Here is a 21,818-nt window from a genome sequence, read left to right as displayed (position 1 = left end):
TTTAAAAGGAGGAGTTTCAAATGGCATATCAATATTTATGCAAAAAGATTATTGCCGGGGTCGGCGGTAAGGATAACGTAATCAGTGTGGTTCACTGTACGACCCGGTTACGGTTTAAGTTAAAGGATGAAAAGAAAGCCAATGATGAAGAAGTCAAAAACATTGACGGCGTCATTTCGGTCGTTAAAGCCGGTGGTCAATATCAAGTTGTAATTGGAAATAATGTTGCCGATGTTTATGATGAATTGATCAAAATCGGTGGTTTCTCCGGCGGTGGGGAAGTTCCAGATGACTATGAAGACACAAGTAATATGAGTTTGCTTGATCGGTTTATCGATATGATTTCAAGCATTTTCACCCCGGCCTTAGGTCCGTTGTGTGCTGCCGGAATGATCAAAGGCTTTGCCGCCATGTTTGCTTCATTGGGATGGATTGCCAAAACTTCAGGGACGTATCAAATTTTGTATGCAATTGGGGACAGTTTCTTCTACTTCTTACCAATTGTTTTAGCATTAAGTGCATCAAAGAAGTTTCACCTTGATAAGTACATTGGCTTAACGATTGCGGCTGTCATGTGTTATCCATCGATTGTCGCCATGGCAAGCAGTCACCATGTTCTCTTTACGTTATTTAAAGGAACATTCTTACAATCTGAAATTCACGCAACGTTCTTAGGAATTCCGGTAGTGGCTGCGAGCTATACTTCATCAGTTATCCCGATTATTTTAGCGGTTTGGTTTGCCGGTCATGTCCAAAAATGGATGAAGAAGATTATTCCAGAAACGGTTAAGTTGTTCTTAGTTCCGTTCTTTACATTGTTGATTGCCGTTCCGGTTAGCTTGATTGTCATTGGACCAGTTGCTACCTGGTTAGGTGATATTATTGGATTTGCATGTAAAGCAGTCTACGGCTTTAGTCCAATTTTGGCTGGATTATTATTAGCTGGTTTCTGGCAAGTGTTTGTTATGTTCGGCCTCCATTGGGGAATTGTTGCCGTCGCAATGGCTAACTTAGCTGCTTTAGGTTATATGCCAATTTTACCAATGTCAACAGCTGTTTGCTTTGCTCAAATCGGCGTTGTTTTAGCAATTATTTTCCAAACCAAAGATCAAAAGTTGCGTTCCGTTGCGATTCCAGCGTTTGTTTCCGGAATCTTTGGGGTTACTGAACCTGCAATTTACGGGGTAACCCTTCCACGGAAAAAGCCATTTATTTTAAGTTGTATTGCCGGGGCTGTTACTGGTGGAATTATTGGTGCATTCCATGGACTTGGATATATGATGGGTGGAATGGGAATCTTTGTATATCCATCAATGATTAACCCAAAGGCTGGAATTGGCATGGGCTTCTGGGGAACAATTATTGCTTCCGTTGTTGGTTTTATTCTCGGGTTCCTTCTTCAAGTTCTCTTTGGTAAAAATGCGGTTGATGGCCCAGAAGTTGCTGCTGCCGTTGAAGCTCCAGCACCAGTGGTTGATGAAGTTTATGATCATGACGAAACTCAAGGTGCTCAACCGGAAAAGCAAAATGTTTGCTACAACCCAGCAACAACTTTGGCAAGTCCAATCAAAGGAAATGCCGTTCCGCTTGCAAGTATTAAAGATGAAGTGTTTGCATCAGGTGCGATGGGTAAGGGCGTTGCCGTTGAACCATCAGATAATGTAATCGCCGCTCCTGATGATGCCGAAGTTTTGATGACGTTCCCAACTGGACACGCAATTGGGTTACGGACGAAAGACGGTGCTGAAGTTTTGATCCACATTGGAATGGATACCGTTGAACTTCAAGGAAAAGGATTTGAAACATTGGTTAATAAAGGTGACCACGTAACCAAGGGACAACAGTTAATTAAATTTGATTTAGATGAAATTAAAAACGCCGGTTATGACACTACAATTCCGATGGTAATCACTAACTCAAAGAATTATCACGAAATCAAAGCCATTAAGGAAGGTCAAGTGAATGCCGGCGACGAATTACTTAGCTTGAAATAGGAGGTTTGAGAGATGAGTTTTCCAAAGAATTTTTATTGGGGCGGCGCAACGGCTGCTAACCAAATTGAAGGCGCATATAATGTTGATGGTCGGGGACTGGCCCGGACGGATGTAACCACGGCCGGTTCGCTTCATCAAAACCGTCAAGTAACATATAAGTTTAAGGATGGGCGAACAGGAAAGGGGTCATTTATTCCGAGTGATGCAACTGGGGCCGTTTTGCCCGGCGAATATTACCCGAACCAGGAAGCAATTGATTTTTACCATCACTACAAAGAAGACATCAAACTTTTTGCTGAAATGGGCTTTAAAATGTTCCGGATGTCGATTTCATGGTCGCGGATTTTTCCAACGGGTGAAGAAGACAAGCCGAATCAAGCAGGACTTGATTTTTACCGGAAAGTCTTTGAAGAGTTGCATAAGTACAACATTGAACCGTTAGTTACAATTTCGCATTCCGACGATCCGCTTGCAATGGAAGAAAAGTACCATGACTGGGGTAACCGGAAAGTCATTGATTTATATGCTAAGTTTGCTGAAACATTATTTAAAGAATACAAGGGATTAGTTCACTATTGGTTAACGTTTAATGAAATCAACAGTACGGTCATGTTCATGCACTTTGGCGGTCATCAAGCTTCCGATGAAGAATACCAGCACGCATACCAAAAGTTGCATTATCAATTTGTTGCAAGTGCAAAAGCCGTTCAAATTGGACATCAAATCGATCCTAATAATCAGATTGGATGCATGATTTGCGGAATTGCAACTTATCCGTTGACACCGGATCCAAAGGACATCCTATTAAATGAACATATGTGGGAACGTGACATCTATTATTGCGGCGATGTGCAATGCAAAGGAAAGTATCCAACGTTTGCTCACCGGTTATGGGATAAGCATCATGTTAAACTTGATATTACTGATGAAGATCGTGAGATTTTGAAAAACGGAACGGTTGATATGTATACTTTCTCGTATTACATGTCGAGTGCGGTTACGACCCATAAAGATCAGGAAGAAGTTGGCGGAAACCTTTCAACCGGCGCCCGGAATCCATACCTGAATTATTCCGAATGGGAATGGGCAGATGATCCAGACGGGTTGCAATACTACCTTGAAAAGATGTACGACCGGTATGAATTACCGATGATGATTGTCGAAAATGGATTAGGAGCAATCGACAAAATCGATGCTGATGGTAAAATCCATGATGACTACCGGATTCAATATTTGAAAGAACACATTGAAGCCATGGACCGCGCAATCCAAAATGGAGTTGATTTACGCGGATACACGACTTGGGGATGCATTGACTTAGTTTCAGCTGGAACAGGGCAAATGTCAAAGCGTTACGGATTCATTTATGTTGACCGCGATGATCAAGGTCATGGAACAATGAAACGGATGAAGAAAGATTCGTTTGATTGGTACCGGAAAGTAATTAAATCAAATGGTGAAGAATTATAATCATCAAGAAGGTTCTGGTGGAAGCCAGAACCTTTTTTATATAATGTTTCATGTGAAACACAAACGGAAAAGGGTGAAACATTGGAACGGCAGGAATTAATTGATTTGGTATTAGCTAATACAGATGGTTATGAATGTTATCCGTTTAACGGACTGAATAGTCATGAAAAAATCAAATGGACGGTTATCAAACATCAATCGAATAATAAAATCATGGCGCTGATTTTTGAAATTGACGGTCAATTATTGATTGATATTAAGCTTGATCCAGATAAAGGTGACATTTTAAGACAAAGTGAAACGGGATTTTATCCTGGATATCATATGAATAAAGTTCATTGGAATACGGTTGCGGTTAATTTGACTTCACTGACGGCAGATGAGCTCTTAGGACTTATCAAAGAAAGTGCAAAGTTAACAGCCAAGTAATTGTCAATTATTAACGGAATGATTAAGATTAAAAGTAAAGATCAAACTAAAGCGAGGGATTGAGATGCGAAAATTAGCATTGATCGGCGATAGTCATGGGAACTATCAAGCATTGAAGGCTGTATTGGAAGATGCCCAAAAACAAAACGTTGATGATTACATTGTTTTAGGTGACATTACGAATCGCGGGCCAGAGCCGTTGGAATGTGTTGAAGCCCTTCAACAGGTTAACCCGTTAACGTGGATCATTGGGAATCATGAGGCGGTTTATCGAAGTTTGATTGATCATCAATTCACGGATTTTGAAAATAATCCAAAAGCAATTATGGCGATCATTACTTCGACGTATGACCGGGAAAAACTTGGAAAAGCAAAATTTGATTGGTTATCCCAATTACCATTGAGACAGGAAATTAAAGTCGAAGAAATTACTTTTAATATTTTTCATTCGACTCCAACTAAATGCCGCGGCGGTTTCAGTTATCCAACAAATGAACAGGCTAATTTTGACGAATTGATGAGTCAAACTGATGCGGACGTTGGAATTTACGGCCATACGCATCGTTCAATTTTACGGATGACGAATGATGGCCGGTACATTTTCAATCCCGGAAGTGTTGGAATGCCAGTATCTGATCGGTTAGAAATCAGTGGAAAAGCCAGTTACGGCATTTTAACGATCAATCATCGAAGTGTTTTAAGTTGGGATCAACGTAATGTTCCTTATGACTTAGAAAAGGAATTGCAAATTGCCCATGAACGGGAAATTCCATACTATGATCTATATGAAGAATTATTGCGGACCGGAAAGTTTACGTTCAATCAAGCAAAAGTTGCTGCTGAAAATCAAAAGTGCGATTACTTAACGCAAGCATTATCAAACGTGGAGAAGATTGAATGGTAAAAAAAGATAACTCATATGAAGAAAATGAAAGTGTGACGTGGGAAAAGTTGCAATCGGAACAATTCAAAAACTATCGCGTCGTTAAACGTAATTTGTTTTTTAATGTTCTGACGTATGTTTTAATTTTCCTGATCGAATATTGGCTTGCAATCCAGAGTGGGGCGGAGGTTTTAAAAGCGGATGCCTTTAATAACTTATCCGGGGTGATTTCGACGTTCCTATTGATTGTTGGAATTCACATTGCCAGTGATGAAGATGAAACGCGGCTGATTGGATTTCCGGTGAGTGATCAAAATGAGTTGAGTAACCAGAAAAGGGTGCGTTTATCACGCTTCCGCTTTGAAACGATTTTTACGCTTGTAACTTCGATTTTGATGATTGGAATTGCAGTCAATATTATTAGCGGCGGGATTCACGCATTAATGAATCTTAAGACACAAAAAATCCCGAATCCAATTGGAATTGTTGGAGCTGGGATTTCCGTTATTTTGATTCTTTTGATTTATATCATTAACTATTCAAGTGGTAAAAAGACCAACAGCGCAGCGTTGTTAGCTTCGGCCCAAGACAGTCTGGGTGATATTTTAACGAGTGTTGGAACTGCCGTTTCAATTTTTGTAATGTGGAAATTTGGCATTCGGTGGGTCGACAGTGTTGCCAGTATCATTATTGGTTGTTTCATTCTGTACTCGGGATTTAAAATTTTTCTTAAAAGCAGTTTGAACCTTGCTGATTACTTTAATCCGCGAAAAGAAGAAAAATACAAAAAAGTAATTTTAAATAATCCGCAAATCAAATCCGTCCCGGGCTTAACAGCACACTATAACGGAAGTTTGGTGACCGTTGAAGCCGAGGTAACAGTTAGTGGGAAGATGACTGTTAAAGAATCATTTATTCTTGCTGAACAGATTGAAGAAACCTTAAAGCAGGAGTGCGGCGTTTCGGATACAAAGATTATTTTTTATCCAAATGAAATTTAAAAAGCGATGAGCAATTTTTGCTCATCGCTTTTTATGTGTTTCACATGAAACATTTACTGTTGATTTTCGAGTTCAATAATATACCGGATCGTCTTCCGCAGTTCTTCGCGAATATCTTCGCGTTTCACGTGTAACTTTGGGAAAGTATCGGCCCAGTTTAAGTAACAGAATTTCTGTTGAACGTGGGCAATCATTTCCATGTGAATGCCGCTTTCGCGATTTTGGTCGGCAAGATTCCGATCAAGTTCCTTGTAAGTTGGCAACCCTTCTTCAAGGGTGATGACTGGAATTTGAGTGTTTGTTCCAAGTTCATCTTTGATGATATTGGCGAATTCTTCGTAGGTCATGTTAATGTCACCGATGGCAAATGTTTCCCGGTGGTGACCATAGAGGAGGGCGCCGACCGCAGCTTCACCAACTTGGGTAGCCGTTACACATGCAGTTCCACCTTTAAAGACTGGATAAACATCATTGTCGCGAATTCGGTCAACAAACATTTGCCATAATGGCATACGTTCCTTCATTGTTCCGAAGATGTATGGTAAGCGTAATCCGCAAACTTCCATCTTGCCTTCGCCTTCAGCAAAAGCAACTTGTTCTTGGAGAAGACGGGTGTTGATGTACGGTGAGTCTTTCAAACCGGTTTCAGGATAACGTTCAGCCATTTCAGCAAAGTATGAGCCAAAGACAACAAATTTTTTCAATCCTGCTTGACAGGCCAGGCGAACCATCCGTTGCGTTGGTAAAACATTTGCCTCATAGTAAAATCGTTTTGCTGGAATTTCAGCTTGAATTCGTTCATCGGCTCCGGCAGCATAAATAAAGCCATCACAATCGCTTAACATCTCAACGACTTCGTGGTCATTCATTTCATTGATATTTCCAACGAAACATTCAACATTGTCCATACCTTCAAGGGGATTATCTTCTTTGATTACCGTATCTTTTTTAGGTGGAAGTGAAAGAGTTTTGACTTTAATATCATTATTTAATAATTCTTTAATTGTATGGTATCCAAGAAAACCGGTTCCACCGAGAACAAAAACTTTATTAAATTTCATTGAAATCTCCTCCTTCATTCATTATTCCATATCGCTTGCGCTTAAATTATGGGCTAAATAACCTTCAGCACAGGCCTGAATGGCAGAAATGCAATCATCGAGCATGGTTGCAATTTGGCCGCCATTTTTTTGCGCGGTATCAAGCTTTTTGGCTGCGTTTGATTTATGGACATCAAGGTAGCCGAAATTTGAAACGGCGATTGACCCGTAAAGTTGGGCAATCCCGTTAATGGCAAGCATTTCATCGACCCCAAAACAAGGATTGTCTTCAGCAATAATTGTCTGTAGCGGTTCAGGTAACTGATGCGCATTTGCAAGGTTGTCGATTGCGAGGGCGACCATAATGGCATTGCGGACTTCTCGTTTACTTAAAACTTTGCGCACGGCCATTTCAGCTTCGTCGATCGTTAACTCATGATTGAATTGCCGCTGATGTTCCCAAGCATGGGTGGCAATTTCGTTAAGCGAGATATCGCGTTTTTCAAGTTCGGTTTGAATGTAATTCCATACTTCCTGATCAGGATAAACATCCTTTGACATAAATTTCACTTCCCTTAAACTTATTCAATCAGCATTATATTAAATAAGCGCTTCCAGAGCAATTATTTGAACTGGGAATTTCATTCAACAATTTAGTTATTATTGAGTTAATTTTTTATTAAAATTGGTATATACATTTAATTAAGAAAGCGTTATTATTTCGTTATAAGAAAGGAGGAATCTTAAATGGAAGATTTAGTTTTACAGCTGTCAGAGCGCGAATCGCTTTATCAACTTTATCTGTACGCTTTTAACCGCCAAGATTCACCCGCGCGGAAAGCGTTTTTTATGGATCGGGTTGAACATGGAAAAGTTTTTCGAATCAAAGATGGCGATCAGGTTGTCAGTGGTTTGTATCGGCTGCCGTTTGAACTTCGAATTGGGGATCAGCTTTTTCAAATGGGCGGAATTGGCGATGTGATGACTTATCCGGAATACGGCGGACATGGGTACGCAACTACCTTATTAAAAACCGCTTTAGCGGACATGAACGCCGATGGATATGAATTGTCATTTTTAGCCCCATTCTCGCAACGTTATTATCGCCGGTTGGGTTATGAGCAGGCTGTCAGTGCGTTTACATACGAAATTGATGCGCAAAAGTTTCGGCCAGCCAAAGTAGAAGCTCAGCGCAAGGTCGAACGAACACCGCTTGCAAATTCCGTGGATGAGGTTGCTGAATATTATCGCCAAACGGTTGCAACGCAAGATGGAAAGATCAACCGGCAGCCATGGTGGTGGCATTACCTCACCTTGAAAAATAAATGGAATGTAGCGAAGGTCTATGATTCAACTCAAATGACGGGTTATGCAATTTATGAAATTCAGGGGACGAATATCGTTGTTTCTGAAATGAATTACCAAGATTGGGATACGTACCAAACGCTGTTGAATTTCATTGCGGCGCATTCAAGCATGGTTGAACGGTTCATTTTTAAGGATTACAGCAATTTTTACCAGGGACACTATTCACTTGAGCCAGGTGAAATGAATGTGCATGTCGAGCCGTATATGATGGGCCGAATTGTTAACTTTAAACGGTTTATTGCCAAATATCCGTTTGAAAATGAGTTTGGAACAATGTTCATCAAGATTGAAGATGATGTTCTTCAATCGAATAACGGCGTTTGGAAGGTAAGCAAAGCGGGAATCGAACAAGAGTTTCAGGAAGATCATTGGCAAATCAGGGGGAAGATTAATGATTTGTCAGCCTTTTTCTTTGGACAATTGTCTTTAAAACAAGCGGTTCAACTTCATCGAATTCAAGTGCAAGCAATTAATGACGAGCAATTAGCGCAGTTTGATTCGGCAGTGAAGAAGAATATTTTAGGGTTTAATGATTACTTTTAATTATTAAGAGATTGTTAGAAAACTCAGCAATCTCTTTTTTTTATGGTCGTAATTTAAAATTTTAAAGGGCTGTAATCCATTGCGACTGTAAGGATTAAGCGATGGAAGATAAGCTTACAGCGAAACGGTGATTGGGAATTAAGAATTCAATTAGAAATCGAGCTAAAGGCTGGGGTAGCTTAAGGTGCGGTGTTAGGATAAAGGTGAAATTAAAGGAAAGGTTGAAGGAGGGATTCCAATGAAAAAAGTATTAAATTTCTTTGTTAAGAAACATGATTTAGCTTCAATCACCGCATTGATGCAGAACTTAAAGTACAACCGTAATTTATAGAATTTGAAGGAATACAAAATGGATTCACATAAGTAAAAACACTCACAAGATATTTAAATCTGGTGAGTGTTTTTTAATGCTGATGTTGTTTTTTGATAATTTGCTCAGCCCGGCGCTCTGGAATTATCCAAACGGCGGTTGCAAGGATCACCGTAATGATGATTGCTGGCGGGTAAAAATATCCGCAAATGAATCCTATAATTTGAATCAAAAAATAAATTGTAAATTTCCGTGGTCGATAAATCACTTGGAAAAGCGCCTTATTGGCTTTATCCGCCCAGTAAAGGGTAAAGCAAAGTAAAACATACATTAATGAAATCAGTAAAAAGACGATTCCAAAGAAAAATTCAGCAACCCGCGCAAAAAAGTGATCACTGACAAAAGTGGTTACGTATGGGAAAAACGAAATCACAAAAAGTAACAATGAATTTGCCCATAAAACACCGCCGTTAATTTTACGAACGACTTGAAATGTGTTGTGCAGATTATGCCAGGTAATACATAAAACAAAAAATGAAGTTGCATATGTTAAGTATTCCTTATGCAATGCTAAAACGGCACTTAGCGTCGCAGCGGCTGGTTGCTTTAAGCTTAAAACTAAAACCGTCATAACGATCGCAAGCACAGCATCAAAAAACGCGGTCAACCGGTCCTTACTCATTTAACAAGTTTCCTTTCAGATTAAATTAACCAGTTTAGTTTAGCATAGTTAATTAACGTTTTTAAAATCAGGGGTTTCGTTATTCAACGGGAAACTCTTAACTTCCGTATTATTCAGTTCATGATTAAGGTCAACGCATTGAACCGTTGAATTTTTGTATGATTTCCAGTAAAACTTCAGTGATTCAGCGCACATTGCAGCCGAATAGATCGTTTCATCGTAATCTTGTTGATTTCCATGATCAGCGACTTTGACGATTCCAAGCGGCATGGCCACGTTATCGAGCAAATGGAATAGATATTGAATTCCTTCTTCTTCATTTTGACCCTTGATGCCATAATATTTAAGAAATGATGCCCGAATAAAACGCGATTGCGAAGTGAAATCACCAGGTAATCCGAGGGCACCGGTTCCCTTAAATGGTTTTTGAACTTCGATGCCATCCATGTTACGGTCAGGGAATTCATCGTTTTTAACGTTCAAGTAACTTAAAAGGTTTTGCTTGTGCCAACGATAATCGGGACTGTTGGTCATTACGCCAGCAGTATGCCGGTAAATGGTCATTTGTTGGTTATCAGGTTCGATAATGATCGTTTCCCCGGAACGGTCAGAAAAGACCCAGTGAACGGTTGCGGTTGAACCAGCAAGTGATTGGTTAACGCACGTTGCCTTTTTTGTAAGCAGGTCAACGACTTCATCAACGGTTGCACATTGAAGAAGCGCATGGGTAACAACATAACCCGGGTTAAGTTCTTGGCTATTTGGTCGCGGAACATCAGGAAATGATGCGAATCCAGCATAGAAAAGCTGACCGCCCATTAATCCTTTTTCGTTGATTCCTTCGTAAAAGACGGGTGTAACCTGCATGGCCATTGTTCCGACACCGACTGCCGCGTATTTTGACGTTACAATGTTTTCTTCACTTAAATTATGATCATAAGGCGTTCCGGCAGTATAGTATTTTAAGCCGCGCGGAACAACGGTTGTTGCTGATTCGGCAATCGAATTGAAATCATAATTCCGGCCCCAGATGTGTTTGCCGTCTTGGGTCTCCCACGCAATACTTGAACATCCGGCATTTAGTTGTTTTGCGACTTGACGAATCTTTGAATTCATATGATCAGCTCCTATCTAATTTCATCTTCGTTATAGCATAACGGACCCTAAAAGGTTATTAGTCCAACTTTTGGTAACCTTCTTTTAATAATTGAGCCAGACCTTCATCATGAAAATCATAAATTTGGCATACGTCTTTAATGAACGCAAAAGTCGCTTTCAAGTAGTCTTTTGAGTCCGTTAGCTGCATGATTTGAATTGCTTCCTTAATGTTTTGCAGGCCAATTGATTGTCCTGAAAGAAGAAAAACAATTCCTGAAAAGAGCTTATAAAGGGTCTTTTCAAAGAGCATGTCTGCATGAAGCGAAAAATTAGCAAGCTTGCTGACGACCTTGATGGCAGCCATTAAATCCTGATGAGAAATATCAAACGCAAGAATTACGCATAAGCTGCGGAAACTTTCATTTCCATAAATATGCATTAATTCGTAACTATCTAAATTGCGGATGATTCGTTTTTCCATGGCGTTAACGGCTGACGGTTCAAAGATAAAAATTACACTATTGAAAAGAGTGTGCTCGTAATGGGTCCACACGTCGCATTTCAAAAGGTAATTTAAAAGAATCTTCTTGGATTCCTGATCAAGTGGTTCATTTTGAAGCGAATTTAGAATAAGGGTTGTGACGCATTTAAGATGAAGGTAAGTCTGGTTATTTGGATTTTGTTGTGCATAAGTGGAAATCGTTGCGTGAATTTCCTGCATTAACGGGATGTTTCTGGTAATCGTCGCGTCCCGAATCTGCATTGCAATTTCATTGAAATAATCTGGTTTATACCCGCGCGAAATATAGAGAAATTCTTCAAAACTGACATGCAAATTTTGAAGCAAAGTCAAAAAGCTGTTAACGGAAGGCTGCGTTTCACCATTCACGAACCGGTTATAAGAAGATTTAGTAATGGTGTTATTGGTAATTTGTTGGATTGAAATATGTTTGTTTCTTCGAATATTTGAAATGGCTTTTCCAAAATCCATTTGATCACATCCTTAAGGCAATTTTTCAATTTAATGATATCGTTTTCACAATTTAGTTGCAAATTTGACAACGAATTCCCAATAGTGGTTATCTCACCCATTTAAAGAAAATAATTTAGTTATACTTAAAGGGTAGGGAATAGCAAATAAAATTAATAATCACGGAGAAAGTAATTAATGTTTCGGTCTTTCGTAGAACGGATTATTGATATTCGGGTCTTGGGAAGCAGATCCGAGTTCAAAAATCGTTATTCCTGAGTACAAGTGTTATGGGGATAAAAATGGTCTGGATTAGTGGGATCCAGACCATTTTTTTAGTTGTTATTAACGTGTACTTTCACCGTCATATGTCGTATCTTGTTGCTGTTGTGCTAAGTCTTGTGAGCGGTAGTAATTGTTATCTAACCAAATTCCGGCACCGCTAGCAGCAGCTAAGACTGGGACGTCTTTTCCATTAATATTCTCAGTCATGACCTTATAATATTCACCATCGCCGGCACTTTGATACCAGCCATAAACATTTAACCATCCATTAATATGGTTAAAGTAAGCCCAGTTTCGTTTACTACTGTCAATTGTACTTGGGTTTGTATTTTCATTAGCCTGTTTTTCTGAATCCGTAATCTTATGAACTTCAGTAACATCATTCGGGTCTTCAGAATCGGTTAATTTATTACCACTAATTGTAATCGATGTAATTTTATCGTCGGTTTTATCGTATGTATACCATGTCCCTTGCATGTCTGCCGGGAAGTTATCCGGAGCATCTGATTGTGAACTAGAATTTTGACTAGCATTATTACTTGTCTTTTGGCCATTCAATTTAGGCGTCTTTCCATTGGCAATCGCCTTGAATCCGTTACTCAAATCTTGATTAGCCGTTTCTTTAAAGTGCAAACCGTCATCGGGGCCGTTATTGGCAGATTTCGTTACATTCCCGTTAGTTTGTTGGGTAATTAAAACGACCGGATTGCCATTATGGAAAGTAAAGAGGTAAAGGTGCTCATTCATCGGTTGAGCAGTATCGCTGTCGCAGTAGATTGCGACCACGTTATAATCGGCATTGCCAGTTCCGTCATTTGACCATTTCATTGAAACGGTTTGGTTATCAACCTTTAACAAAGTTTGATCGAACTGTTGCGGAAATGCGATGCCGTAAAAATTAGTATTATTTCCCGGGCCATAGCTCTTATATTGCTGGTTCATTGTTGTACCCCATTTTTGCATAAATGAAGCCAGTTTCTGATTTTTCGATTGATTCCACGATGACTGTTCCTGTTGGTCACTAGCTGTTGTTGTCGTTGCGGCCGTTGCTGATGACTGATTCTTTTGGTTATTTTGATCAGCAACCTTATTAGTTTTAACTGCATTGTTTTGATGCGTTGAATGACTAACTTGTGAGTTTCCGCAACCGCCAAGTAAAACAGCGGAAGTCAAAAGCAGAACAAGAAGGAATCCTTTTTTCATGTGATCCACACTCCTTAAAATTATTTACATTGTTAGTATATCAAAAATCAAAACAATTCAACGAGGTTATTTCTTTCTGATTTGGGCGGCGATCCGCGGGCCAATCAGAGCGGTCAAAATGTCCTTAACTGTATCTCCTGGAATAAAGACTAAACTCGAAATTAAAGTTGAAGTTAATTTGGCATGGGTATACCATGCTAACCATATTCCACCCGCAACGTCCATGAACAAAACGCCCCATAACCAAACGATAACGAGGGTCAATGAGAATCGTTGAATATGAAACTGCTGCAAACAAAAGCCGATTAGAAATGGGACGATCAGCCAAGTATAAAGATAGCCGCTTGTTGGACTAAAAAATTGGGCGGGCCCACTGGTGATCAATGAAATCAGCAGGAACAGGGCAACACTGGCCGTTCCTTTTTTCGGCCCTAAAATAACTCCCGCAAGCATGATTCCAAGGTTTTGAACAACAATTGGAACGGGAAGGATCCCGGTTGGAATCGGTGGGATAAACCCTAAAACTAAAATACAAGCGGCCATTAAAGCGACCTGAGCAAGACTGATTGTTGATGAATGTTTCATAAAAAAACTCCTTAAAATACGATTTAAGGATAGTTTTGCATATTGTTAACCATAAATCAATATTAAAGTTAACAATTATCGTAAAAACAGATTGCCTAAATTTACAAAACCATTTTCAGCAATGCGTTTTTGGGCAATTTGGTTTGCAACTTGGTAAAGGTGTTTGACTTCAGGTGTAAACTTAATGTTTTTGATATGCTGGTCAATCAAAATATAGGTTGAGAAATCATGGATCAATCTTACGCAACAGGTAATTGAGTCCATTCCATGATTTAAATTTTGCGCAGCTTTCAGAATCAATTGTCCAAGTTGGCCGCTTTGGTCATGATCAGGAAGTGAGTTATATGCGGCATCAATCAGGCCGAACAATTCTTGATTACTTATTTTCCCCATGATATTTCTCCTTAAAAATAAATTTTTTGAACTTCCCCTGAATAATATGTTTGAAGATGGTTTTGTTTGTCCTTAACGACTAAGCCGCCATCATTGCTAAGATCGACAACTTCGCCATGTGTCAGTTTCGAGCCGACCTGCATATCGATTTGTTTGCCCATTAGATTTAATCGTTGGCGGTATTCTTGAAGATAGTGGCCGTCTTCATAATCGGTGAGAATACTGAGTAAGTTATTGATCAGTTCAGCAGCAATCGTGTTAAGGTCGGCTGGAAGACGATCGCTGATGGCTTGCACTTTTGATTTTAATTCTTTAGGAAAATCTTGAGTTGTTAGGTTAATGCCAACGCCAATTACTAATTCGGTTGGTGCTAAGGATTCAAGGTCAGCGGTTGCTTCCGTTAAGATCCCTGCGATTTTTTTGTGACCAATGTAAAGGTCGTTGACCCACTTTACGCTGAAATTTTGTTCCGGAAAGAATTTTTGAAGGGCATGAATGACCCCAATCGCAATGCTTGTTGTTACTAGTGAAGGATTAAGGGGTTGATTATTCAACGGAACGGCAAGACTTAAATAAATTCCACCGTGATCCGGTGAATAAAAATCGCGTTTAAAGCGGCCGTAACCCTTTGTTTGTTTTTCGGCAATCACCGCTAGTGGTTGGGTTAACGAATGAACGCCGAGATATTCTTTAAGATACGTGTTAGTTGAATTAATCGTTTTAAAAGTTTGGACGTCAACGGATTGATCAAGTTGACGTTCGATCAGTGCATTATTTAATGCATACCCGGTTTCAAGCTGATAGCCGGCGCTGCGTTTGCTTTTGATTTGGAAGCCGTCATTTTCAAGGGCTTTAATGTATTTCCAAACCATTGTGCGGCTAATGTTGAACTTTTGGGCTAGTTCGTCGCCCGAGATCCAATTATTTTGTGAAGTAAAAAGTAAATTTAAAATTTCCTGTTTAAAATCCATGATCAAACTCCATATAGTTATTCTTGTAAACATTATACAGCGATTAAGGTTAATAAAAAACACCAGGAATCAGTCTGTGTCAAGATTAGAGGAAATTAAGTGATCTTAGGTGTTTTAATGTGTAGGATTGAATTGTAATATGAGATGTAACTACCTCACTTCAAAGGTAATGAAATTGGCAGGCAAATTCAATTCTTTTTCGAGCTTAAATTATTTGCATTAAAAAATGATTCTTTTTTCTTGATTCAGCTGACAATTGCGTTATAACGAGGGTGTAAGGAATTTTAATTCCGAAATTGGAAGAAGGCGAGTAGTTATGGCTAAGACTTTAAGTAAGGAAGAGCGGAAAGAACTTGCTCGGAAAGCAATGGAAGCTCGTGCTAAGGAACCAGCCAAGAAACAAGGAGCCGGGTTCGCACAATTGGATGCTGACGCCAAGAAGTTACAAAATTAGAATTTGAAAACTGAATATTTAATAGGCAGATCTCTTAGGGAGGTCTGTTTTTTTAGTTAAAATCGATTTATAATACATAAAATAGTTTATTAATAAAGAAAGAATATTATGAAAAACGCATTTATAATTGAAGATTTATCAAGTTTAAACAGTATCTCAATGAATGTTGCCGGACCGATCGTTGCAAGTTATGGTTTGCGCGCATTACAGATTCCGGTACAAAATTTCATTACCCAAACTGAAATGGAAGGGACAATTCGAACTAATTACTCCGCTGAATGGTTGAAAGCATTGTTTGAAACCGCCCATCACCAGTTTAAGAATACCGAAAATATTGGGTTGATCGGCTATCTAGGAAAGACGGAAATTATTGACTTAATTGAAAAAAGCGAGTTGATCAATGATTTTCAATTGCTTTTGGTCGATCCGGTGATGGCTGATAATGGGCATTATTACCCATTGTTGGATGCAACCTATTGTCAGCAATTAAAACGACTATTGCCGTTTGCCGACGTGGTTACGCCAAATGTAACTGAATTGGCGTTTTTGACAGGAAATCAATATTCACCTTCATTTTCAGAGGATCAGATTGCAGCTATGGTTAGTCAACTGCGGGGACTATTGAAGCCGAATGCAACGGTAGTGGTAACCGGAATTGAAACGCAAGATCAGGTTGGCTGCTACTGGGATGATGGCGTTTCATGTGGAACAAATTATTTGCGCAAAGTTGATGGTCATTTTTATGGAACAGGGGATGCGTTTGCCGCGGCTTTGATTGGCGAGCTCAGTGAACATGCTCGGTTGATCGATTGTTTGCCGCAAATCATGAAACGAATTCAAGCAAGCATTCGCAATACCCTTTTAAGTGAAAATGATTTAAAATTAGGAATAGATATTACGCCAATGCTTCGGCGGAATGATTAATTGCTTTAGGGAGGATCATCATGATTGATTTAGCAGATATCAAGGAAAATTTGTCAGATGTGTTAACTGATTATTTTAATAATGAAAAGTTTGATTTGAAACCTGGATCACTGTTTGTTGTTGGCTGCAGTACAAGTATGATTCGGGGCGAATGGATGGGAACCGATTCTGCATTGTCAATTGGAAAAGCTGTTTACGAAACTTTGCAAGCATTCTTAAAACCCCGGAAAATCGATTTAGCAATTCAAGGTTGTGAACACATCAACCGGGCATTATTAATGGAGCGGGAAGTTGCCGAAAAGCACAACTTTGAAATTGTTTCAGTTTGCCCATCAATGCATGCGGGTGGCGGAACCCAAGTTGCAGCTTACGAAGAAATGAATGATCCGGTTGAAGTTGAACACATCGTTGCCGATGGTGGAATTGACATTGGGGGAACTGATATTGGAATGCACGTTAAATTTGTTCAAGTTCCGGTTCGGTTAAAGCACCACACAATTGGAGCAGCCAATGTTACCGGCTTATACACCCGGCCGAAATTGATCGGTGGGCAACGCGCATTGTACACATTCTCAGATAAGAACAAGATCGATACATGGGAGAACTTAAATGAAAAGTAATAAATTAAAATTAATGACCGTGACTGCTTTATTGACGGCATTAAACATTGTAATTAGTCGGATTTTGATTATTCCGATTCCATTTACCCATGGAAACATTAATTTGTGCGATGCAGGAATATTTATCGTCGCAATGTTATATGGACCTTGGCCGGGATTATTTGCCGGTGCCGTATCAGGATTTTTGTTGGATTTGATTTCGGGATATAGCCAATACATGTTCTTCTCATTGATCGTCCATGGACTTGAGGGTTTGCTCGTTGGCTTCCTCTTCCAGCGTCTGCATGCGGCAAAGTCAAAAATGAAGCAGATTGGAATCATGCTTGTTGGAACGATCATCATGGTTGCCGGATATTTCTGCTCGGATTCAATTTTATACAACGTTCAAACTGGCTTGGTTGGAATTCCAATGAACTGCATTCAAGGCGTTGTCGGATTGATCGTTGCGTTGTTATTGACACCGCAGTTGCGGAAGATAATTAAATACTAAGAAGATTAACGGAGGTTGCAATGCTTATTGCAGCCTTTTTAGTTTAATCATTTCAATTTGGTACGTACCTTTAATCGAATTGATTATTATATTTTTTTGTAATAGAATAAATGCAACCATAAAATTATTGGAGATGAAAGAGTTATGAGTAAGAAATTGGAAAATAAAGTTGCCATTGTTACGGCGGCAAGTCGCGGCATCGGTCTTGAAATTACACATAAGTTAGTTGAAGAAGGCGCAACGGTTTACATGGCAGTCCGGGATAGTGAAAAGAACCGGAAGTTAACGGAAGAATTGAACGCTGAAAATAAACAATACCAATCAGTCTTTTATGATGCATTTGACTATCCTTCATATAAGGAAGCCGTTAAAAACGTTGTTGCAGATGCCGGTCGGTTGGATATTTTAGTGAATAATTTTGGCTGGACTGATGTCAAAGCAGATACAACGTTAACGGATGGCGATCCGGATGCATTTAAGAAGATCGTTGATGTTAACATCATGAGTACGTATTACATGTCAAAGTATGCGGTTCAACAAATGAAGACGCAAAAGACGGGTGGCAACATTGTTAATATTTCATCTGTTGCCGGGAATACCCCTGATATTGCCCGCTTAGCTTACGGGGTTTCAAAGGCCGCAATCAATTCATTGACCCAACAAACAGCGGTTGAATACGCCCGCGATAACATCCGTGTAAATGCTATTTTACCAGGATTAGTTGCAACCGATGGGGCATTGGACAACATGTCAGATACATTCTTAGATACATTCTTGAAGCATGTACCGTTGAACCGGATTGCTAAACCGCGGGACATTGCCAATGCAGTTGCGTTCTTGTTAAGCGACGAAGCTAGCTTTATTACTGGTGAATTGATTCCGGTTGCCGGCGGCTTTGGTTTGCCAACTCCAATTTATGGTGACTTCCAAGGGATGCAACACCAATCACAAACAAAATAATTGATTTAATCTGATAACAGCTGGGCTTTGAGGCTCAGCTGTTTTTTTGTATTTTATTAAAGCAATGTTCGTGTTAATCAATTTATAACTAAAGATGATAATTATAAGTTAATTAATAATTAAATAATTGGTTTTCATTTCAAATAATATTCGTATTTTTATTGACGGTTATTACTTAAAATTGGTAAACTTACATCGTAATCATTGATTTAGGAGAAACAAGGAGATTTTTATATGTCATCGATTGTAATTATGGGAAGCCAATGGGGCGATGAAGGAAAAGGGAAAATGACCGATTGGCTGGCACAAAAGGCGGATATGATCGTCCGTTATCAGGGCGGAAATAATGCTGGCCATACAATTGCATTTAACGGGAAGACGTATAAATTGCAATTGATCCCATCTGGAATTTTTGAACCGCAAAAAATCAATGTGATTGGGAACGGTGTGGTTGTTAACCCGAAAGCTCTTTTAGGTGAATTACAGATGCTTAAGGACGCCGGAGTGACGCCATCAAACCTTAAAATTTCAAGTCGGGCTCATTTGATTTTGCCATATCATATTCAACTTGATATTGCCCAGGAAAAGCAACGGGGTGATCGAAAGGTTGGAACGACTCATAATGGAATTGGCCCGGCATACATGGATAAGGCTGCTCGAATTGGGATTCGGATGTGCGATTTGCTTGAAAAAGATACATTTGCGGCAAAACTAAAAGAAAACTTAGCACAGAAGAATGCGCTTTTTGAAAAAATTTATGATGAAGAACCATTTGATTTTGATTCATTATTCGATGAATATTACGAATATGGTCAACAGTTAAAAGACTACGTTACGGATACATCGGTTCTCGTAAACGAAGCAATCAATGCGGGTAAGAATGTGCTGTTTGAAGGTGCTCAAGGCATCATGCTCGATTTAGATCACGGAACATATCCATATGTAACATCTTCAAATCCAGTTGTTGGCGGCGCGCTTGCTGGTGCCGGCGTCGGACCGCAGTCACTTACCAAGATGGTCGGAGTTTGCAAGGCATATTCAACCCGGGTCGGTGAAGGACCATTTCCAACTGAATTAACAAACGAAACGGGCGATTGGATTCGGGAAAAAGCCCATGAGTATGGAACGGTGACGGGCCGGCCGCGCCGAATCGGTTGGTTTGATGCGGTTGCAATGCGACACGCTAAACGGGTTTCCGGAATGAATTGTCTGAGTTTGAATCTGTTAGACATTTTTACCGGATTAAAAAAGGTTAAAATTTGTACAGCATACATGCTTGATGGCAAGCAAATCGATTACTATCCAGCAAGTTTGAAAGAATTGGAACGGTGTGAACCGGTATATGAAAAATTTGATGGCTGGACGGAAGATATTTCCACGGTGACGGAATATGATCAATTACCAGCAAACGCCAAGAAGTATTTGAAACGAATTGAAGAATTAACGGGCTTACAATTGATGACGATCTCAGTTGGTCCAAGTCGGGAACAAACGATCACGTTGAAGGATGCATGGGAGGATCGGTAATGTTAGCAAGATATTCACGCCCAGAGATGGCAAAAATTTGGACAGATGAAAGTAAATACGGTGCTTGGTTAAAGGTTGAAATTGCGGTTACAAATGCATGGGCAAAACTTGGAGTTGTGCCGCAAGAAGACGCCGAAAAGATTGCCAAAAACGCTTCGTTTACGGCAGAGCGGGTGGCTGAAATGGAAGAGGTTACCCACCACGACGTTGTTGCGTTTACCCGGACGGTTTCAGAATCCCTTGGCGAAGAAAAAAAGTGGGTCCACTACGGTCTTACAAGTACTGATGTGGTTGATACTGCACAAGGTTATTTGTTAAAACAGGCTGACCAAATTTTGCGACAAGACTTAGAAGAGTTAAAAGAAACGATCAAACAGATGGCATTGAAATATAAAAATACTGTTATGATTGGCCGGACCCATGGTGTTCAAGCCGAACCAATGACCTTTGGCTTGAAGATGTGCCGGTGGTATACCGAAATTCAACGCGATATTGAACGGTTTGAACATGCTACTGCCGGCGTTGAATGTGGTGAAATTAGCGGGGCAGTCGGAACCTACGCGAACGTTCCGCCGGAGGTTGAAAAGAGCGTTACGGAAGAACTTGGATTAAACCGACAACCGGTAACAAGCCAAGTATTGCCCCGGGATCTCCATGCGGAATACATTGCTACGTTGGGATTAATTGCAACTAGTTTAGAGGAATTTGCAACTGAAATTCGCGGCTTACAGCGGTCTGAGATCCATGAAGTGGAAGAACATTTTAATCCAGGCCAAAAGGGTTCATCTGCAATGCCGCACAAGCGGAATCCGATTGGATCAGAAAACATTTGCGGAATGGCGCGGGTTTTACGCGGCAACATTGTAACGGCCTACGAAAACGTTGCGTTGTGGCACGAACGTGATATTTCGCATTCATCGGCCGAACGGGTGATTTTACCAGACTCAACAATTGGTTTGGACTACATGTTGCACCGGTTCAATAAGATCCTTTCAAGTTTGGATGTATTCCCTGAAACGATGAAGGAAAACATGAATAAGACTTACGGTTTGATTTACAGCCAACGGTTATTGTTGAAACTGATCAATACGGGGATGTCCCGGGAAAAGGCTTATGATATGGTTCAAAAGCTTACTGCGAAATCATGGAATGAACATGTGCAATTCCGTGAATTAGTTGATCAAAGTGAAATCGCGGATATTTTGCCGAAAGCCGAGATTGATGATGCTTTTGATTACAGTTATCACCTGCGTCACCTTGATGAGATTTACCGGCAAGTTGGAATTGAATAATTGAATTTAGTTGAAAGTCATCGAAGAAGTTCGGTTAAAAAAGGAGAGCTTCTTCGGTGATTTTTTATTTCTTAAGTTCTTAATAAAAAATTAACCTTTTTCATGAATTTAGATTCCGATGATACCGGCTTTTATTAGTAATGATTAAAAATGCTTTGCAAAAAATTAAGGTTAATTTATAAGATTTAAAGCAAAAGATAACATTTTATAAAGCTATGTATTAAAATATCTCAATTGTGGGGTCAAAAATGGGATAAGTGAGAAAACGTTAAACTAATTTAAAGTGAGAGGATGATCTTTATGGGTAAGATAGTTCAACGTTTTTT

At 39.7% G+C, this 21,818-nt stretch carries 22 protein-coding genes; 13 read left to right on the top strand and 9 right to left on the bottom strand.

Annotated features, from left to right (window positions below; genetic code table 11):
- Positions 1–20 precede the first annotated feature (20 nt).
- From FC33_RS03110 to FC33_RS03090, 5 genes are all read left to right on the top strand, one after another.
- On the top strand, positions 21–1,994 hold the full coding sequence (locus FC33_RS03110; RefSeq protein ID WP_057827160.1) for a beta-glucoside-specific PTS transporter subunit IIABC: 1,974 nt from the start codon (positions 21–23) through the stop codon (positions 1,992–1,994).
- Positions 1,995–2,006: 12 nt separating this feature from the next.
- Positions 2,007–3,464 (top strand): glycoside hydrolase family 1 protein, encoded by a 1,458-nt coding sequence (locus FC33_RS03105; protein ID WP_057827159.1) that lies wholly within the window; start codon positions 2,007–2,009, stop codon positions 3,462–3,464.
- 81 nt (positions 3,465–3,545) lie between these two features.
- Complete coding sequence (locus tag FC33_RS03100) at positions 3,546–3,893, top strand: MmcQ/YjbR family DNA-binding protein (RefSeq protein WP_057827158.1); 348 nt, start codon at positions 3,546–3,548, stop codon at positions 3,891–3,893.
- Positions 3,894–3,957: 64 nt separating this feature from the next.
- Positions 3,958–4,797: a metallophosphoesterase family protein gene (locus FC33_RS03095; RefSeq protein WP_057827157.1), complete on the top strand. Its 840-nt coding sequence runs from the start codon at positions 3,958–3,960 to the stop codon at positions 4,795–4,797.
- Entirely contained in the window at positions 4,791–5,777 is a 987-nt protein-coding gene (locus FC33_RS03090; RefSeq protein ID WP_057827156.1) for a cation diffusion facilitator family transporter, read from the top strand. Before FC33_RS03095 ends, FC33_RS03090 begins: the two co-directional genes overlap by 7 nt.
- Before the next feature lie 53 nt (positions 5,778–5,830).
- Here the strand turns inward: FC33_RS03090 and FC33_RS03085 are convergent, their stop codons facing one another.
- Together FC33_RS03085 and FC33_RS03080 are read right to left on the bottom strand one after the other, a co-directional pair.
- Positions 5,831–6,838, bottom strand: a complete 1,008-nt coding sequence (locus tag FC33_RS03085) for an NAD-dependent epimerase/dehydratase family protein (protein ID WP_057827155.1) — start codon at positions 6,836–6,838, stop codon at positions 5,831–5,833.
- A 21-nt stretch (positions 6,839–6,859) separates the two neighbouring features.
- Complete coding sequence (locus tag FC33_RS03080; RefSeq protein ID WP_057827154.1) at positions 6,860–7,378, bottom strand: phosphatidylglycerophosphatase A family protein; 519 nt, start codon at positions 7,376–7,378, stop codon at positions 6,860–6,862.
- A 186-nt stretch (positions 7,379–7,564) separates the two neighbouring features.
- On the opposite strand from FC33_RS03080, the gene FC33_RS03075 reads away from it, so the two are divergent.
- Entirely contained in the window at positions 7,565–8,728 is a 1,164-nt protein-coding gene (locus tag FC33_RS03075) for a GNAT family N-acetyltransferase (protein WP_057827153.1), read from the top strand.
- A gap of 404 nt (positions 8,729–9,132) precedes the next feature.
- Here FC33_RS03075 and FC33_RS03070 read toward each other — a convergent pair whose 3' ends face one another.
- The 7 genes from FC33_RS03070 to FC33_RS03040 form a co-directional block, all read right to left on the bottom strand.
- Positions 9,133–9,720, bottom strand: coding sequence for a TMEM175 family protein (locus FC33_RS03070; RefSeq protein WP_057827152.1), 588 nt, complete (start codon positions 9,718–9,720; stop codon positions 9,133–9,135).
- Positions 9,721–9,768: 48 nt separating this feature from the next.
- The gene (locus FC33_RS03065; RefSeq protein ID WP_057827151.1) at positions 9,769–10,836 is read right to left on the bottom strand and encodes a linear amide C-N hydrolase; all 1,068 of its coding nucleotides are present in this window, start codon (positions 10,834–10,836) and stop codon (positions 9,769–9,771) included.
- 58 nt (positions 10,837–10,894) lie between these two features.
- A complete protein-coding gene (locus FC33_RS03060; protein WP_057827150.1) occupies positions 10,895–11,809 on the bottom strand; it encodes a helix-turn-helix domain-containing protein in 915 nt (304 codons plus the stop codon).
- Positions 11,810–12,133: 324 nt separating this feature from the next.
- Entirely contained in the window at positions 12,134–13,276 is a 1,143-nt protein-coding gene (locus FC33_RS03055) for a DUF4767 domain-containing protein (RefSeq protein WP_057827149.1), read from the bottom strand.
- Between the two features lie 66 nt (positions 13,277–13,342).
- Positions 13,343–13,861: a biotin transporter BioY gene (locus FC33_RS03050; RefSeq protein WP_057827148.1), complete on the bottom strand. Its 519-nt coding sequence runs from the start codon at positions 13,859–13,861 to the stop codon at positions 13,343–13,345.
- A 75-nt stretch (positions 13,862–13,936) separates the two neighbouring features.
- Positions 13,937–14,254 (bottom strand): bacteriocin immunity family protein, encoded by a 318-nt coding sequence (locus FC33_RS03045; protein ID WP_057827147.1) that lies wholly within the window; start codon positions 14,252–14,254, stop codon positions 13,937–13,939.
- An 11-nt stretch (positions 14,255–14,265) separates the two neighbouring features.
- On the bottom strand, positions 14,266–15,225 hold the full coding sequence (locus FC33_RS03040) for a biotin--[acetyl-CoA-carboxylase] ligase (RefSeq protein ID WP_057827146.1): 960 nt from the start codon (positions 15,223–15,225) through the stop codon (positions 14,266–14,268).
- A gap of 316 nt (positions 15,226–15,541) precedes the next feature.
- On the opposite strand from FC33_RS03040, the gene FC33_RS08405 reads away from it, so the two are divergent.
- From FC33_RS08405 to purB, 7 genes are all read left to right on the top strand, one after another.
- A complete protein-coding gene (locus tag FC33_RS08405) occupies positions 15,542–15,679 on the top strand; it encodes a hypothetical protein (RefSeq protein WP_164477236.1) in 138 nt (45 codons plus the stop codon).
- A 108-nt stretch (positions 15,680–15,787) separates the two neighbouring features.
- Positions 15,788–16,603 carry a PfkB family carbohydrate kinase gene (locus tag FC33_RS03035; protein WP_057827145.1) on the top strand — a complete coding sequence of 272 codons (816 nt, stop codon included), beginning with the start codon at positions 15,788–15,790 and terminating at the stop codon, positions 16,601–16,603.
- 20 nt (positions 16,604–16,623) lie between these two features.
- Entirely contained in the window at positions 16,624–17,223 is a 600-nt protein-coding gene (locus tag FC33_RS03030; protein WP_186806293.1) for a TIGR01440 family protein, read from the top strand.
- Positions 17,213–17,713: an ECF transporter S component gene (locus tag FC33_RS03025; RefSeq protein WP_057827144.1), complete on the top strand. Its 501-nt coding sequence runs from the start codon at positions 17,213–17,215 to the stop codon at positions 17,711–17,713. The genes FC33_RS03030 and FC33_RS03025 overlap by 11 nt, the downstream gene beginning before the upstream one ends.
- A gap of 144 nt (positions 17,714–17,857) precedes the next feature.
- Positions 17,858–18,673, top strand: coding sequence for a 7alpha-hydroxysteroid dehydrogenase (gene hdhA, locus FC33_RS03020; protein ID WP_057827143.1), 816 nt, complete (start codon positions 17,858–17,860; stop codon positions 18,671–18,673).
- A gap of 234 nt (positions 18,674–18,907) precedes the next feature.
- Positions 18,908–20,200: an adenylosuccinate synthase gene (locus FC33_RS03015; RefSeq protein WP_057827142.1), complete on the top strand. Its 1,293-nt coding sequence runs from the start codon at positions 18,908–18,910 to the stop codon at positions 20,198–20,200.
- Positions 20,200–21,492, top strand: coding sequence for an adenylosuccinate lyase (gene purB, locus FC33_RS03010; protein ID WP_057827141.1), 1,293 nt, complete (start codon positions 20,200–20,202; stop codon positions 21,490–21,492). Before FC33_RS03015 ends, purB begins: the two co-directional genes overlap by 1 nt.
- Positions 21,493–21,818: the final 326 nt, after the last annotated feature.

It is taken from the genome of Ligilactobacillus aviarius subsp. aviarius DSM 20655 (assembly GCF_001436315.1).
Classification (GTDB): domain Bacteria; phylum Bacillota; class Bacilli; order Lactobacillales; family Lactobacillaceae; genus Ligilactobacillus; species Ligilactobacillus aviarius.
The sequence above is the reverse complement of the archived record's forward strand: the minus strand, read 5'-3'. Positions and strand labels throughout refer to the sequence as shown.